The organism is Paenibacillus cineris (genome assembly GCF_018333335.1).
GTDB classification, from domain to species: domain Bacteria; phylum Bacillota; class Bacilli; order Paenibacillales; family Paenibacillaceae; genus Paenibacillus_AQ; species Paenibacillus_AQ favisporus.
This window is the reverse complement of sequence record NZ_BORU01000001.1, coordinates 4,046,173-4,060,050: the sequence shown is the minus strand read 5'-3', so window position 1 is coordinate 4,060,050 and position 13,878 is coordinate 4,046,173. Positions and strand designations below refer to the sequence as shown.

The window sequence follows — 13,878 nt, the reverse complement described above, 5'->3', positions numbered from 1 at the left end:
TCTTATGGGCCAAAGGTTATGATATGATAAAAGAGTCTACTCCTGACGGAGGAGAACATTCTTATAGAATTGGGATGAAGTTCATGAGCGTATCGGAGATCAACACGGTCGACATGGCAGCCGTGCTGATGAACGCCTATGAATTAGGCGATATGATCAATCAGTCGGTTGAGGTGTCCGATTATTTATATTGGAAGCAGCAGGTTGGCAGCAATCCGGCCGTACAGGAGCTGGTCCGGCTTCTGGCGAAGAAGAAGGAGCTTTTCGAAGAGACCCAGCGTTTCGGCCATTTCCATCCGAATTACCACAGTGCCAAGGATGAGGTCAAGGCAGTAGAGCAGCAGCTGGAGCAGTTCGAGGAAGTGAGACGCTTCAAGCTGGCCGAGCAGAACTTGGATGACATGCTGCACCAAATGTCCGAAATGATCGCTTATTCCGTATCGGATACGATCAAGGTGCCGGGCAACGATTCGCATCTGAAAGGATGCGGCGGCGGGGGCAAATGCTCCTGCGGCGGGTAAAATATAGAGAGCCAGTATAAGTGAGGTGGGAAATCATGTTTGCAGAACGGACGGGGTATATCATTTGGGTTAGCGATATCAAGGCAGCGCGGAATTTGGAGAAGTACGGGACCGTTCACTATATATCTCGCCGGATGCACTATGTCGTCATGTACGTGAATGCGGACCGGGCTGAGGAAGTAGCCAAAAATATCCGGCGCCTTTCCTATGTGCGTAAAATTGAACGCTCCTACCGCAACGAGATCAAAACGGAATATTCGAGCGACGTAACGGATAAGACCAGATTTTATGGCTTATAGTAGGAGGTTCATCTGCCTGTCATCAGTTTCAATCCCACCTGGAAAGTAATCGTATGGTCAGGAAGCAGCCGAATTCGGCTGCTTCTTTTTTTAGATCATGGCTTCCGGCTTCAGCGCCGGCAAAGCCTGTGCATCCAGCAAGGAAAATATCCAATTTGCACGGATATAGACTGCCTCGATGTGCCGGTCCTCTTTTATGTATATGAAAATATGCCGGGATACGTAGTTTGGAGCTTGTGAAGAACGTGGTAATGATGTAATATAATAGGCATAAATACATAGATACAAAGTCCTATGTAGTGGAGAGTGATAGTCCATGCGCGACAAAGGAATGGAAAGATGGAGCACCTATGAACCTTTTTTTGTGACCTTAGGGGATAAGCGGGTGGCCGATATCGTCATTACCCATCATGCGAAGACAAGGTACAACGACCGGATTCATAGTGATATCCATAGTATAGATGATATAGCCGCATGGATGTGGGAGTGCCTGAAGCAGGGCCGGATCGCTCCCTACTACCGGAATGAGAAGGACGTTTACCTGATTGACGAGGATCTTGTCGTCGTCGCGGAGTTTGCGGAGATCGAAGGGGAAACCGACATCAGCGGAAATCCGCTGCACAAGATGATTATCGTGACGTTCCTTGGCAAAATGTCGGAGACGATCGAGCTGAGGGACCTGAAGTCTTATTATTCCTGGCTGCGCCATTCGCGGAGAATGACGTTGATTAAAAATACTCGCAAGCGGAAATAACCGCGTTTTGTAAGCGTGAGCATGGATTCCCCCTCCGGGAAGCCATGCTCATTTTTGTTGATTCATGTGCCGGGTTTCGCAGTCTTTATCTGCCGCTGAAATGTTAAACGGCGTTGGTGGTTCACGGCCGAATCGGATACAATATAAGAACGACGAGGGGGAGAGCATGCCATGAATTTTCACCAGCTCCACATTTTTTATACCGTGGCGGAACGTGGGAGCTTCTCGGCGGCGGCGAGCGCGCTGCACATGACCCAGCCAGCCGTTACGATGCAGATTCAGTCCCTGGAGGAATATTTCGGGACGCGCCTGCTGATCCGCTCCACCAAGAAGATCGAGCTGACCGAAGCGGGGATCACCCTTTTGCCGTATGCGGCAAAGAGCATCGCCCTGGTCAAGGAAACGGACAATGCGATGGCATCGCATACCCATATGCTGCAGGACCGGCTTCAGCTCGGCTCCAGCCTCACGATCGGCGAATACTTCCTGCCGCGGCTGCTCGGTCCGTTTGGACAGCAGTATCCGCACATCAGCATTATGATGAAAGTGATGAACACCACACAGATCATCGAAGAGATTACGAAGCATCAGCTGAATTTCGGCCTGATCGAGGCGACGATCCACCATCCGGATATGGTCATCGATCCCGTCATGCAGGACGAGCTGAAGCTGATCGTCCCCATCGGCCATCCCTTGGCGGAACGGGAATCGGTCGATCTGGAGGAAGTGCTTGCCTATCCGTTTGTGCTGCGGGAAAAAGGGTCGGGCACGCGCCAGGTGATGGAAAGTGTGCTGATCCACAAGGGGATCGATCCGCAAAGCCTGCAGACCGCGATGGAGCTTGGCAGCACGGGAGCGGTGAAATCCGCCGTCGAGGCCGGTTTCGGCATTACGATGCTGTCGCCGGCCTCGGTCAAGCATGAAACCGCACTGAACCTGGTGACCATCATTCCGATCCGGGACGCCGAATTTAAGCGGCAGTTTTATGCCATTCATTTGAAATCCACCCTGCTTCCGCTGTCTGCCGTGACCTTTCTGAATTTTCTCAAACAGCAACAGGAGCAGCAGGGGGAATAGGGCCAAGCCGACAGTTAAAGGAATATTACAGCTTAAAACACTGAATAAGTGAAGGAGGAATGGACTTGTCCGCAGATCAGAAATACGGTGACCTGCATACGCATACGACGGCTTCCGACGGTATGCAGCCACCCGCAGAGAACGTTCGGATAGCTCATGAGAAAGGGCTAGCAGCCGTGGCGATTACCGACCATGACACCGTGGGAGGCATTCCGGAAGCACTGGAAGCCGGGCAGCGGCTCGGCATCACCGTCGTTCCCGGCGTCGAAATCAGCACCCGTGCCGGCGGCAAGGATATACACGTCCTGGGCTATTACATCGACATAACACATGAGCCGTTTTTGAACCATCTCGCCGAGCTGAGACAGACCCGGGAACGGCGTAACGATCAAATGATTGCCAAGCTGCAGCAGCTTGGAATTTCCATCACGCTCGAGGAGGTCATTTCCGGGCTGGGGCGCGAGCTGAAGCCGGATGAAAGCGTCGGACGGCCGCATATGGCCGACGTATTGGTCAAGAAGGGCTATGCCTCCGACATGCGGGACGCCTTTAACCGCTATTTGGGCGAGGATGCGCCTGCCTACGTATCCGTTCCGCGGATCACACCTGCGGATGCCTGCGTTTGGATCCGGGAAGCCGGCGGAACGCCCGTGCTGGCCCATCCGGGGATCTACGGCGATGACGCGCTGGTGGAGCGGATTGTTAGGGAAGCGAAACCTGCCGGAATCGAAGTCTACCATTCCGACCACGGCCCGGCCGATGAGAAACGGTACCTGAGGATGGCTGATGAGCATGGGCTGATCGTCACGGCGGGCTCCGATTTTCACGGGGAACGGCAGGGCGTCGTCTTCCATGGCGATATCGGCAGCCGTACGATCCCGGTGACCGTATTGGAACAGCTTCAGCGGGGAACAAAATAGTCATGGGTACCCGGGCAAGTTTTAACCTTTTTTTGCAAAATTGGAAAATTGGGCTTGCGCCAGGCTTGCAGGCCGTACTATAATGTTGAACCAAGCAACAAGCACAAACAGTAAGGCGATGACCAAAGACATGATTTCGATCCAGGACTGCCCAGAGAGAGAAGTGAGTGGTGCAAGCTTCTCCTGACACCGGTTCAGAAATTACCCCTTTGCAGCCGTCCCTTTGAACCCGCTGTCCAAGCGGCGGCAGTAGAAGGAACCGGTTAATCCCCGATATCGGATGCTTAATAAGGACTTTGCATATGTACGTGTTCGGATGAACCGTCGGATGCAGGTCGAATTAGGGTGGAACCACGAGCTGAACGCACTCGTCCCTTGGGATGAGTTGCGTTTTTTTGCGTTCACCAAATCGACCGAATTTGACGGAGGGAAAAACATGAACAAGGAAATACAAATCAAGCTGCCGGACGGCTCGGTAAGAGCATTCGAGCAAGGCGTCCGGCTGGAGAGCATCGCCGAATCGATCAGCAGCAGCCTCGTGAAAAATGCCGCAGCAGGCAAAATTGACGGGATCCTGGTGGATCTCAGTACGCCGGTGGAGCAGGACAGCAGCATTGAAATCGTGACGGTGGACAGTCCGGAAGGGATCGAGGTGTACCGGCACAGCACAGCGCATTTATTGGCGCAGGCTGTGAAGCGTTTATTCGGAGCATCTTCCGTCAAGCTGGGGATCGGGCCGGTCATCGAGGACGGATTTTATTACGACATGGATCTTCCAAGCCCGCTGACGAGCGATGATTTATCCCGGATCGAACGGGAAATGAAGCGGATTGCAGAAGAGGATCTGCCGATACGGCGGAAGGCGGTCAGCCGTAAGGAAGCGCTGGACCTGTTCGCGCAGCTGCAGGAGCCGCTGAAGCTTGAGCTTATCCGGGACCTGCCCGAGGACGCCGAAATTTCGATTTACGAGCAGGGAGAGTTTGTGGACCTGTGCCGAGGACCGCACCTTCCTTCCACGGGTAAAATCAAAGCGTTCAAGCTGCTGAGCGTAGCCGGAGCCTATTGGCGCGGAAGCTCGGACAACAAGATGCTGCAGCGGATTTACGGCACCGCCTTCCCCAAGAAGGCTCAGCTTGACGAGCATCTTCACATGCTCGAGGAAGCGAAGAAGCGCGACCATCGCAAGCTGGGCAAGGAGCAGGGATTGTTCCTGTTTTCGGAGGAAGCGCCGGGCATGCCGTTTTACCTCCCTAAAGGCATGACCATCCGCAATGAACTGGAGAAGCTGGAGCGTGAGCTGAACGCCGCTAGAGGATATGAAGAGGTCCGCACCCCGCTTATGATGAACAAGCGGATGTGGGAGGAATCCGGGCACTGGGATCACTACAAGGACAACATGTATTTTACCCAGGTGGACGAGACGGAATATGCGCTGAAGCCGATGAACTGCCCCGGGCATATGCTGATTTTCAAAAGCGGCCTCCGCTCCTACCGCGAGCTGCCGATCCGGCTGGCCGAATTCGGACAGGTTCACCGCCACGAATATTCGGGCGCGCTGAGCGGCATGATGCGTGTGCGGACGTTTTGCCAGGATGACGCTCACCTCTTTGTCAGACCTGACCAAATCGAGGAGGAAATCACCGGCGTCATCGACCTGATCGACCATATGTACGCCATATTCGGCTTCTCATACCGGATCGAACTGTCGACGCGGCCGGAGGATTCCATGGGCTCGGATGAGCTGTGGGAGCAGGCCGAGCAGTCGCTGCGCAGCGTGCTGGAGCGGCGGGGGATCGAATACCGCCTGAACGAGGGGGACGGAGCTTTCTACGGTCCGAAAATCGATTTTCATATTCTCGATGCCCTAAAGCGCAGCTGGCAGTGCGGGACGATCCAGCTCGATTTTCAAATGCCGGAGAAGTTTGGTCTCAGCTATGTCGGTGAATACAACCAGAAGCATCGCCCGGTCATCATTCACCGCGCCGTCTACGGCTCCATCGACCGTTTCATCGGCATTCTGACGGAGCATTACTCGGGAGCTTTTCCGCTGTGGCTGGCACCGGTCCAGGCCAAGGTCATCCCGGTATCCGAGCACGATCTGGATTATGCTTATCAGGTTAAGCAGTCGCTTGCGAAAGAGGGCATTCGGGTTGAGGTCAGCGCCAAAAACGAGAAGCTGGGCTATAAAATCCGCGAAGCCGAGCTGGAAAAAGTGCCGTACGTGCTCGTCGTCGGCAAGAGCGAGCAGGAGGCGGGTGCAGCGGCGGTCCGCAAGCGGGGCGAAGGGGATCTTGGCATGCAGAAGCTGCCGGATATCATCGAGCGACTAAACCGGGAAATCCGGGAGAAATAAACCGGACAGACATTAAATCAGGAAGACATCAAAAAAGGCTGTATCCCACCCGCTCTCAGGAACGGAGGATATAGCCTTTTCTATTATGGGTGCTGAAGCTTACGGACGTTCATTGAGCACGGCTCAACCGTCTTCTTTCTATATTTAGAAATCTAAAGCTTTGTATGATTATTTAATGACGCTCGGAAGCGACTTGATCAATTCCTCGTCAGGCGTGACGATCAGCGTCCGCTGGTGATCATAAATGACAAAGCCCGGTTTGGCGCCGCTCGGCTTATGCACATGGCGGATCAGGGTGCAGTCGACCGGTACACTGCTGGATTCCTTGGCCTGGCTGAAGTAAGCGGCCAATTGGGCGGCTTCCTCCAGGGTCTGGTCCCCGAACTGGCTGCTGCGGATGACGACGTGGGACCCGGGGATATCCTTGGTGTGCAGCCACGTATCACTTCCGCTGGCCAGCTTGTTAGTTACGTATTCGTTCTGCAGGTTGTTTTTGCCTACGTAAATTTCGATGCCCTCGGATGATGTGAACACATGCAGCGTAGGGCGGTCGTTTTTCTTCTTTTTGCGCGTTTTTTTGCTGCGGTCGCGGAGATATCCCTGCTGAACGAGCTCCTCACGGATTTCGTCGATATCGTTCATGGATGCATGGGCCAGCTGCTGGAGCAGGTCGTCCATGTAGCGGATCTCTTCCTTCGTAATAGCAAGCTGCTCGTCGATGACGGCCAGACTGTTTTTGTACTTATTATATTTCTTGAAATACCGCTGTGCGTTATCAGAAGGACTGAGCAGCGGGTCCAGCGGAATGGCCACTTCCTTCTGGTCTTCGTCGTAGAAGTTGGTCAGCACCGCCTCCTTGTCCCCCTTTGCAATCGTATGCAGGGAGGCAAACAGCAGCTCGCCGTAAATCCGGTATTGGTCCGCATCGGCGGCTTCCTCCAGATCGGCGTGCAGGTGGTCCAGCTTTTTAATGTTTTTGGCGCGCTCATTGTGCAGGAAACGCAGCAGATCGCTCGTTTTTTGCTTGACGGTGTCGCGCTCGGCTTTTTCACCGTAATAATCCTCCATGCATGTGCTGATGGATTCATAGCGTTTGACCTCTTCCTGAATCATCGTCAGCTCGACGGCGGAAAAAACCATTTTCCCCTTGGTGTTCGCCCCTGACATCGGCTGGTACGCCTGCTGTCTGACGCTGTCCATCAGCCCGGTAAAGGCGTTCCATAGGGCGCTTCGGCGTGCTTCGCCAGCTTCGGGCCCTTCTTCCGAGTAGGACTGAAGGCCGGCGCGGTGCACGATCTCCTGCGCAACCAGCGGGCTTACGCCGCTGAACGTATCCACGATCCACGAGATCGGTTCTGCATCCGCTTCCTCGGTATATTTTTGTGCAAATAGCTCTCCTGTAACCTCAAGCGGATTCAGCTTATGCTGCTGCGGAGGCTCCGTATAGGAAAAGCCCGGCATGACGACCCGGTAGCTGCTGATGCTCGGGGTGACATGGTGGATGCCGTCCAGAATCGTCCCGCTCGAAGGGTCTGACAAAATAATGTTGCTGTGCCGGCCCATCAATTCGATGATGAGCTGCTTTGAAGAGACGTCCCCCAGCTCATCCCGCTGTCTGACCGTAATATGAATGATCCGCTCCATTCCAACCTGCCGGATGTCTTCGATGATGCCTCCTTCGCAGTGCTTGCGCAGCAGCATGCAGAACATCGGCGCCTCCTGCGGATTCAGAAAGCTTCGTTCGGTGAAGTGCACCCGCGGATACGTCGGGTTGGCCGACAGCAGCAGCTTGGCGTTGCCCTCCCGGGTCCGGAGGTGAAAGAGCAGGTCGTGATCGTTGGGCTGGTATATTTTACTGATCCGGGCGCCCTGAATGCTTTGCAGCTCATGGACAAGGGCCCGCGTTACGATTCCATCTAATGCCATAGTGTATCTCCCATCTTTACGCTGTACTTGGTTACGATTGCCTCCATACTATGATGCCATAGTTTGGCCAAAAACTTAAGAGGCCAGGCTTGTGATATTTTAGGCCCTGTCCGAATACATTTACGATAGAACAGGTGGAAAAGCTGTTGAACACCCGCAGCGCACAAAGACCGGGAGGGAAAGGGAAGCTATGGAACAAAAAAAATGGCATCAGTTGGACGCGGAAGAACTGCAGCATGTCCTCGGCGTTCACCCGCATCAGGGCCTTTCGGAAGAAGAGGCGGAGGAAAGACGGAAGAAAAACGGATGGAACGAGCTTTCGGAAGGAAAGCGTATTTCTCCTTTGGCCTTATTTTTGAACCAATTTAAAGATTTCATGGTGCTGGTGCTGATGGGGGCAACGCTGGTTTCGGGCCTCCTCGGCGAATACCTGGACGCCATCACCATTATCGCCATCATTTTGCTGAACGGGGTCCTCGGTTTCATCCAGGAGTTCAAGGCGGAACGCTCCCTGCGCGCGCTGAAGCAGCTGTCCGCTCCGGGAGCGAAGGTGCTTCGGGGAGGCAAGGTAGTTCAGGTGCCGGCCAAAATGCTCGTTCCCGGGGACGTTGTTCTGCTGGAAAGCGGAGACCGTGTGCCCGCCGATGTCCGCTGGCTGGAAACGAGCAGCTGTTATATTGAAGAATCCGCGCTGACCGGGGAATCGGTGCCGGTAGGCAAGCATGCCAAGCCTATTCAAGAAGCGGACGTGCCCCTTGGCGATCAGAAGAACACCGGCTTCATGGGAACCATGATGACGCGGGGGACCGCCAAAGGCGTTGTCGTACGCACCGGCATGGATACGGAAATGGGGAAAATCGCCGATCTGATCCAGAATACAGACTCGCAGGAAACGCCGCTTCAGCACCGCCTGGAGCAGCTCGGCAAAATGCTCATCATCCTGTCGCTGGGGCTTACGGTCATGGTCGTCGTTGCCGGAATTTTGCATGGACAGCCTGCCGTCGGCATGTTCCTGGCCGGCGTCAGCCTGGCCGTAGCGGCGATTCCCGAAGGACTGCCTGCCATCGTGACCGTGGCGCTGGCGCTCGGCGTGCAGCGGATGATCAAGCGGAAAGCGATCGTGCGCAAGCTGCCGTCGGTCGAAACGCTGGGCTGCGCATCGGTCATCTGCTCCGATAAAACCGGAACGCTGACACAGAACAAAATGACCGTTACTCGCGTATGGGTCGGGGGAAGAAGCCTGGAGGTCACCGGCGACGGTTATGCGCCAACCGGACAAATCCTCGAAGAGAAGAAGCCGGTCGACGTGAAGAACGACCAGGGGCTGCGCAGGCTGCTCCAGATCAGCGCGCTGTGCAACAACGCGGAAATTTACGAAACGGCGGCTCCGGAGTCGCACGGCAAGCGCAAAGGCAAGGAGGAGCCTCAAGGCCCGGTATGGGAGCTGAAAGGGGATCCGACCGAAGGGGCGCTCATTACCCTCGCTTCCAAAATGGGGATGACGACGCAGTCCTTGTCGGCACTGTATCAGCGGGATAAGGAATTTCCGTTTGATTCCGAACGGAAGCTGATGTCGGTCGTGGTGAGCCACCAGGGCGGTAAAATTTTATGCACCAAGGGCGCGCCCGACGTGCTGTTGAACCAGTGCACTTATATATTGTGGGAAGGCAACGTTGTGCCGTTTACCGGCACGCTCCGGCAGAAGGTGCTTGCCGCCAACGAAGAGATGGCTTCCTCCGCGCTTCGCGTGCTGGGGACGGCATACCGCGACCTGCGCCCGCATGATTCGCTGGACAGCGAAGCGGACGCCGAGAGCCAGCTCGTCTTCGTCGGCCTCGCCGGCATGATCGATCCGCCGCGCCGCGAAGTGCGCGATGCGATCAGCACCTGCCGCCGCGCGGGCATCAAGACGGTGATGATCACCGGCGACCATGGCACGACTGCCGAGGCGATCGCCCAGCAGCTTGGCATTATGCCGCGCGGAGGCGAAGCCATGTCCGGCCAGGAGCTGTCGCAGATCGATGACCAGGAGCTCGATGCGAAGGTCGACAACGTGTACGTGTACTCGCGCGTATCTCCTGAACATAAGCTGCGCATCGTCAAATCGCTGCAGCGCAAAGGCCATGTCGTCGCCATGACCGGCGACGGCGTCAACGATGCGCCTGCCATCAAGGCGGCGGACATCGGCATTGCCATGGGCATTACCGGTACCGACGTCACCAAGGAAGCATCGGCGCTCATCCTGAGCGACGACAACTTCTCGACGATCGTGGCGGCAATCGAGGAAGGCCGGAGCATCTATGAGAATATCCGCAAATTCATCCGGTATTTGCTTGCATCGAACGTCGGCGAAATCTTGACGATGTTCTTTGCGATGATGCTCGCCCTGCCGCTGCCGCTGCTGCCGATCCAGATTTTGTGGGTCAACCTCGTGACCGACGGCCTGCCGGCGATGGCTCTGGGCGTGGATCAGCCGGAGAAGGACCTCATGGAGCACAAGCCGCGCGGGGCCAAAGAAAATATATTCGCCCGCCGGCTGGGATGGAAAATCATCAGCCGCGGCTTCCTGATCGGTCTGTGCACGCTCGGCGCGTTCTGGCTCACTCTCCGCGTGGATCCGCACAACGCCGCTCAGGTCACCAAAGCCCAATCGGTAGCTTTCGCCACGCTCGTTATGGCCCAGCTCATCCACGTGTTCGACTGCCGGAGCTCCAGATCGATCTTCCACCGCAACCCGCTGCAAAACAAGTACCTGGTGCTGGCGGTGCTGTCCTCGGTCCTGCTCATGCTCGGCGTCATGTACATCGAGCCGCTGCAGCCGATCTTTAAAACCGTGCCGCTCGGCTTCCGCGAATGGTGCATTACGATCGTCGGCGCCGGCGTGCCTACCTTCCTGATGGGCATCGGCAGCGTATGGGGCGGAAGACGCAACAAGCGGCGGGGAAGCGGCCGCCTCGTGGCGAAAAGTACAAACATTTCTGCATAAAGTCAATAGCACGGCCCGGTCCTTTGAGGTATGCTAGTGGACAGTAAAAAGCTAGCATAACAAAGGAGTGGCACCATCCATGGAATTTACAAAAATGCACGGACTCGGGAACGACTTTATCGTTATTTACGGCGAGAAGGCTCTGCCGGACAACGCGGCAGAGCTCGCCTTGAAATGGTGCGACCGCTATTTCGGCATCGGAGCGGACGGACTGGTATATATTTTGCCGTCGGAGAAGGCGGATTTCCGCATGCGCATCATCAACTCGGACGGCTCGGAAGCGGAGCAGTGCGGCAACGCCATCCGCTGCGTGGCAAAATACGTGTACGACCACGGCTATGTCAGCAGTGAGCAAATTACGATCGAAACGCTTGGAGCCGGCGTGCAGCCGGTAACGATCCATGTGGACAACGGCCTGGCCGCCACCGTCACGGTGGATATGGGCGAGCCCGTGCTCGACGGATTGAGCGTACCGACGACGATTGACGCGAACCCGGTCGTGGATGCGCCGATCGAGGCTGACGGCCGGCAGTTCCGGTTTACGGCCGTGTCGATGGGCAATCCGCACTGTGTCATTTACGTGGACGATGCGGTGAACTTCGACCTCGCCACCTGGGGACCAAAGCTGGAAGTGCACCCGGTATTCCCGAAAAAGGTGAACGTCGAATTCGCGACCGTGAAGGACCGCGGTACCGTGGACATGCGCGTCTGGGAGCGCGGCGCCGGTCCGACGCTGGCCTGCGGAACCGGGGCGTGTGCAACCCTCGTATCCTCCGTGCTGAACGGTTTGACCGACCGGTCGGCATCGATCCGGCTGAAAGGCGGAGACCTGTTCATCGAGTGGAGCGAGAAAGACAACCACGTCTATATGACCGGCCCTGCGGCTGTCGTGTATACGGGAAGCGTCCAGGACGTTTAATCGCCCGGACTTTTGAAAAACCTGCGTTAACACCTTAATAGCCCGGGGAGCGTATCGGCGGATACGATCCGCCGGGCTTTCCTGCTTCTTGGCTGTGCAGATCGTCCAAATCCGACTCTAGTAAAATAACTGGAGGATTCTATGACTTATCTTGTGCGCCGATTTATGATACATTAATGTGAAACTACTTTTTCGGGGTGGAGGAGCCAACATGAAACCGGATTTGCGTCAAGCGTGGGATCAACAGGTGCTGATCGGCGACGGAGCGATGGGCACTTTTCTATATCAAATGGGCTTTCCTGTGGGAATTTCCTATGAAGAACTGAACCTGACCTCTCCGGAGGTCATCAAAGATGTTCACCGGCGTTATGTGGAAGCCGGGGCTCAAATCATTGAGACCAATACGTTTTCGGCCAACTTCGACAAGCTGTCCAAATACGGCCTGGAGTCGAAGGTGGAGGATATCAACCGGGCGGGTGTCCGGATTGCACGGGAAGTAGCGGGATCCGCCGGCTATGTGGTCGGAGCCATCGGTTCCATCCGCGGCGGCAAACGAACCAACGTGTCGACGGCCGAGCTTAAGAAATATTTCGAGCAGCAGATTCAGGCCCTTCTGCAAGAAGGAGTGGACGGCATCCTGCTCGAAACCTTCTACGATGTGGAAGAACTGTATCTGGCCTTGTCTATCGTGCGCAAGCTCAGCCCGCTGCCGGTCATCTGCCAGTTCGCGGTTGAGGATGTAGCCCGGACCTTGGACGGCTATACGATGCCGGAAGCTTTCCGGATGATGCAGCAGCAGGGCGCGGACGTGATCGGCTTCAACTGCCGCACGGGCCCTAACGGCATCATGAGCGCGATGAAGACCCTCGGCGGCCACTTGTCCGTGCCGATGTCGGTGTATCCGAATGCCGGGGTTGCCGATTATGTGGATGGGGAATATCAGTACGGGGCCAAGCCGGATTATTTCGGCCAGATGGCGGTGAAATTCGCCGATCTCGGCTCCCGGATCATCGGCGGCTGCTGCGGGACGACGCCCGCACATATCGCGGCCATTTCGTCGGCGCTTCAGGGCTACGAGCCGCAGCCGATTACGTACGGGCCGATTGACATCGCCCCTGCCCCGATCGAAATTCACGAACATCTCGCGCCAGACGGCGGCGGTGAAGGCAAAGGCGGCAGCCCGAACCTGGTTGACCTCGTCAAAGAGCGTCACACCGTCATCGTGGAGCTGGACCCTCCCCGCGATTTGGATATCGCCAAATTTATGAAGGGGGCGCAGGTGCTGAAGGATGCCGGGGCGGACGCGCTGACCCTCGCCGACAACTCGCTTGCGGTTACGCGGATGAGCAATATGGCTCTCGGCCATCTGGTGCAGGCGCAGACCGGTATGCGCCCGCTGGTGCACATCGCCTGCCGGGACCGCAACCTGATCGGAACGCAGTCGCACCTTATGGGCTTTGACGCCCTTGGCATCGATCACGTGCTGGCTGTCACGGGCGACCCCGCACGCTTCGGGGATTTGCCGGGATCGAGTTCCGTATACGATTTGACTTCTTTTGAGATTATACGAATGATCAAGCAGTTAAATGAGGGAATCGCCTTCTCCGGCAAGCCGCTCAAGCAAAAGGCGAACTTCGTCGTCGGCGCGGCGTTTAACCCTCACGGGAAGCATCTCGATAAAGCCGTGCTGCGATTGGAACGCAAAATCGCTGCCGGCGCCGATTATATTATGACCCAGCCGGTGTACGATCCGGAGCTGATCCGCGCACTGAAGGAAGCGACGAGCCACCTCGACATTCCGATCTTCCTCGGCATCATGCCGCTGGCGAGCGGGCGCAATGCGGAATATCTGCACAACGAGGTGCCGGGAATTCAGCTCTCGGACGATGTGCGCCGCCGGATGAGCGGCCTGGAAGGCGAAGAAGGAAGAGCCATGGGGGTTGCCATTGCCAAAGAGCTGCTCGACGTGGCGATGGAGCATTTTAACGGAATTTACTTAATGACGCCGTTTATGCTGTATGAGATGAGCGCCCAGCTCATCAGCCATGTGTGGGAGAAATCCGGACGCCGGCAGTCCCCCTTGTTTCACAGATAGTTATCAATTACAATAGTGTAATGGATGT

At 56.1% G+C, this 13,878-nt stretch carries 10 protein-coding genes; 9 read left to right on the top strand and 1 reads right to left on the bottom strand.

Going from position 1 to position 13,878, the window contains the following annotated elements:
• The first annotated feature begins 83 nt into the window (after nucleotides 1–83).
• From KI379_RS18925 to thrS, 6 genes are all read left to right on the top strand, one after another.
• Nucleotides 84–521 carry a YlbF family regulator gene (locus tag KI379_RS18925; RefSeq protein ID WP_076170160.1) on the top strand — a complete coding sequence of 146 codons (438 nt, stop codon included), beginning with the start codon at nucleotides 84–86 and terminating at the stop codon, nucleotides 519–521.
• A 35-nt stretch (nucleotides 522–556) separates the two neighbouring features.
• Nucleotides 557–820, top strand: coding sequence for a YlbG family protein (locus tag KI379_RS18920; protein WP_076169924.1), 264 nt, complete (start codon nucleotides 557–559; stop codon nucleotides 818–820).
• 316 nt (nucleotides 821–1,136) lie between these two features.
• A complete protein-coding gene (locus KI379_RS18915) occupies nucleotides 1,137–1,574 on the top strand; it encodes a hypothetical protein (protein WP_076169925.1) in 438 nt (145 codons plus the stop codon).
• A gap of 171 nt (nucleotides 1,575–1,745) precedes the next feature.
• Nucleotides 1,746–2,651 (top strand): selenium metabolism-associated LysR family transcriptional regulator, encoded by a 906-nt coding sequence (locus KI379_RS18910; protein WP_212984414.1) that lies wholly within the window; start codon nucleotides 1,746–1,748, stop codon nucleotides 2,649–2,651.
• Nucleotides 2,652–2,710: 59 nt separating this feature from the next.
• Nucleotides 2,711–3,571: a PHP domain-containing protein gene (locus KI379_RS18905; RefSeq protein ID WP_212984413.1), complete on the top strand. Its 861-nt coding sequence runs from the start codon at nucleotides 2,711–2,713 to the stop codon at nucleotides 3,569–3,571.
• A 436-nt stretch (nucleotides 3,572–4,007) separates the two neighbouring features.
• Entirely contained in the window at nucleotides 4,008–5,924 is a 1,917-nt protein-coding gene (gene thrS, locus KI379_RS18900) for a threonine--tRNA ligase (RefSeq protein WP_212984791.1), read from the top strand.
• Nucleotides 5,925–6,092: 168 nt separating this feature from the next.
• Here the strand turns inward: thrS and KI379_RS18895 are convergent, their stop codons facing one another.
• Entirely contained in the window at nucleotides 6,093–7,850 is a 1,758-nt protein-coding gene (locus KI379_RS18895; RefSeq protein ID WP_212984412.1) for an Rqc2 family fibronectin-binding protein, read from the bottom strand.
• Between the two features lie 190 nt (nucleotides 7,851–8,040).
• Here KI379_RS18895 and KI379_RS18890 point away from each other — a divergent pair, with 190 nt between their 5' ends.
• The 3 genes from KI379_RS18890 to KI379_RS18880 all read left to right on the top strand — a co-directional run bounded on the left by KI379_RS18890 (nucleotide 8,041) and on the right by KI379_RS18880 (nucleotide 13,850).
• Nucleotides 8,041–10,836 (top strand): calcium-translocating P-type ATPase, SERCA-type, encoded by a 2,796-nt coding sequence (locus tag KI379_RS18890; RefSeq protein ID WP_076169929.1) that lies wholly within the window; start codon nucleotides 8,041–8,043, stop codon nucleotides 10,834–10,836.
• A 79-nt stretch (nucleotides 10,837–10,915) separates the two neighbouring features.
• A complete protein-coding gene (gene dapF / locus KI379_RS18885; RefSeq protein WP_145023716.1) occupies nucleotides 10,916–11,755 on the top strand; it encodes a diaminopimelate epimerase in 840 nt (279 codons plus the stop codon).
• Between the two features lie 211 nt (nucleotides 11,756–11,966).
• On the top strand, nucleotides 11,967–13,850 hold the full coding sequence (locus KI379_RS18880) for a bifunctional homocysteine S-methyltransferase/methylenetetrahydrofolate reductase (RefSeq protein WP_212984411.1): 1,884 nt from the start codon (nucleotides 11,967–11,969) through the stop codon (nucleotides 13,848–13,850).
• The last annotated feature ends 28 nt before the right edge of the window (nucleotides 13,851–13,878 follow it).

Bases quoted from the DNA above. Each gene is read 5' to 3' on its own strand.
- KI379_RS18915 (WP_076169925.1), top strand. From the start codon at position 1,137: ATGCGCGACAAAGGAATGGAAAGATGGAGCACCTATGAACCTTTTTTT.
- KI379_RS18925 (WP_076170160.1), top strand. From the start codon at position 84: ATGAGCGTATCGGAGATCAACACGGTCGACATGGCAGCCGTGCTGATG.
- KI379_RS18920 (WP_076169924.1), top strand. From the start codon at position 557: ATGTTTGCAGAACGGACGGGGTATATCATTTGGGTTAGCGATATCAAG.
- dapF (WP_145023716.1), top strand. From the start codon at position 10,916: ATGGAATTTACAAAAATGCACGGACTCGGGAACGACTTTATCGTTATT.
- thrS (WP_212984791.1), top strand. From the start codon at position 4,008: ATGAACAAGGAAATACAAATCAAGCTGCCGGACGGCTCGGTAAGAGCA.
- KI379_RS18910 (WP_212984414.1), top strand. From the start codon at position 1,746: ATGAATTTTCACCAGCTCCACATTTTTTATACCGTGGCGGAACGTGGG.
- KI379_RS18880 (WP_212984411.1), top strand. From the start codon at position 11,967: ATGAAACCGGATTTGCGTCAAGCGTGGGATCAACAGGTGCTGATCGGC.
- KI379_RS18890 (WP_076169929.1), top strand. From the start codon at position 8,041: ATGGAACAAAAAAAATGGCATCAGTTGGACGCGGAAGAACTGCAGCAT.
- KI379_RS18905 (WP_212984413.1), top strand. From the start codon at position 2,711: ATGGACTTGTCCGCAGATCAGAAATACGGTGACCTGCATACGCATACG.
- KI379_RS18895 (WP_212984412.1), bottom strand. From the start codon at position 7,850: ATGGCATTAGATGGAATCGTAACGCGGGCCCTTGTCCATGAGCTGCAA.